General features: G+C 65.2%; 1 protein-coding gene. It reads right to left on the bottom strand.

Annotation, left to right across the window (positions count from 1 at the left end; genetic code table 11):
* Positions 1-1,666 (bottom strand): VCBS domain-containing protein (locus WCE35_RS11115; protein ID WP_424593386.1); only part of this gene is annotated, 1,666 nt, incomplete at both ends.

Here is a 1,666-nt window from a genome sequence, read left to right as displayed (position 1 = left end):
AACAGATCGGATCCCCCGCTTGCCGTCAGATAGTCGTCTGCCGGCAAAACGAAGATTGGCGAGCCGACCGCGTACGATTCCACATTGTCAGAAAGCACCACCGAGGCTATCCCGCCATCGGGTTTGGTCCAGCTCTCCGAAACTTCCAGCAGCACGGCACCGAGGCTGGCGGATGACGTGGTTACGCTCAGAGATTGCACATCGCTGGTCTGGATCGTCCAGGTATGGGCGTCAACCTGAACGCCTCCCTTCAAGCTCCAGTCGGAGGGAAGGTTGGCAATAGTTACCGTGACGAGACTTCCCGGGTCGGGGGGAGCGGCGGCAAGACCGAGGTTGATCGCCGAACCGGCCACGCCCGCCGGGCGGGTGACCGGCGGATCAAGATCATTGATGGTGACGGTGACGACCTTCGCGGTACCGTCCACGGTACGGACGGTGAAGGTATCGGTCAGATGGTGGCCTTCCTCGAGCGCCCGCACCGCGGCGTTGGAACTGTTGAGCGTGTAGGTCCAGACGCCGGCCGCGGTCATCTGATAGGTACCGTAGCCGTGGTCGGTCGCCGTTCCGGCCGCCGCCGCGATGAAGGTATTGGGGGTGTTGTCGACGTCGGTGTCGGTCAGCGTGCCGGTATCGGTCAGCTTGCCACTGCCGGGGCCGTCGTCGGCGACCTCGACGCTGCCGCTCGACTTACCGGAGATCACCGCGGCGTCATTGCTGCCGTTGATGGTGACGGTGACGACCTTCGCGGTGCCATCCGCGGTACGGACGGTGAAGGTATCGGTCAGATGCTGGTTGACGTTGAGCGCCTGCACCGCGGCGTTGGAATTGTTGAGCGTGTAGGTCCAGACACCGGCCGCGGTCATCTGGTAGGTGCCGTAGCCCTGGTCGGTCGCCGATCCGGCTGCCGCCGCGATGAAGGTATTGGGCGTGTTGTCGACGTCGGTGTCGGTCAGCGTGCCGGTGGCGGTTGGTGTGCCGGGCGTGCCGTTGGCGACGCCGCCGGCCTCCACCACGGTGCCGCTCGACGTACCGGAAACCACCGCGGCATCGTTGGTGCCGGTGATGGTGACATCGATCTGTTTGGTAATCAGGCCGCCGTGCTGGTCATTGAGCGTGATCGTGAAGCTCTCGACCTTGGTCTGGCCGGCGGCAAGATACTCAACCGCGGAATCCGCAACCGTATAGGTCCAGGTCAGCAGGCCACCGGTGCCGGTGCCGGTGGTGTCGCTGTTCTTGACCGCGGTCAGCGTGCCCAGCGTGGTGCCGATCGGGGTGCCGGTCGCCGAAACCAGATGCACGTCAGCGAGGTCGACGTCGGTGAAGCCGATGGTGCCGCTGTCGGACAGATTGCCGGCCGGAATGACCTGCTCGGCGACCGCGCCGATGAGATCCTGCGCGGTGATGACCGGCGTATCGTTGGTGCCGGTGATGGTGACGTCGATAAGCTGCGACGCCGTGCCGTCGGCCGATACCACCGTCAGCGTGTCGTGCACCACCTGTCCTGCCTTCAGGCTGTCCGCCTGGCCGTGGACCAGCGCATAGGTCCAGGTTCCGGTGACGCTGTCGAAGGTGAAATTGCCGTAGGTGCCGGTCAGCGCCGCCGCCGCCACCGCCTGGAACACCGCCTCGCCGCTGTCGACATCGTGCACCGTCAGGGTGCCGCCGG

This window comes from Bradyrhizobium sp. (assembly GCF_049691595.1).
Taxonomy (GTDB): Bacteria; Pseudomonadota; Alphaproteobacteria; order Rhizobiales; family Xanthobacteraceae; genus Bradyrhizobium.
Note: the sequence above shows the minus strand (reverse complement) of the source record. Positions and strands in the feature narration are given on the sequence as shown.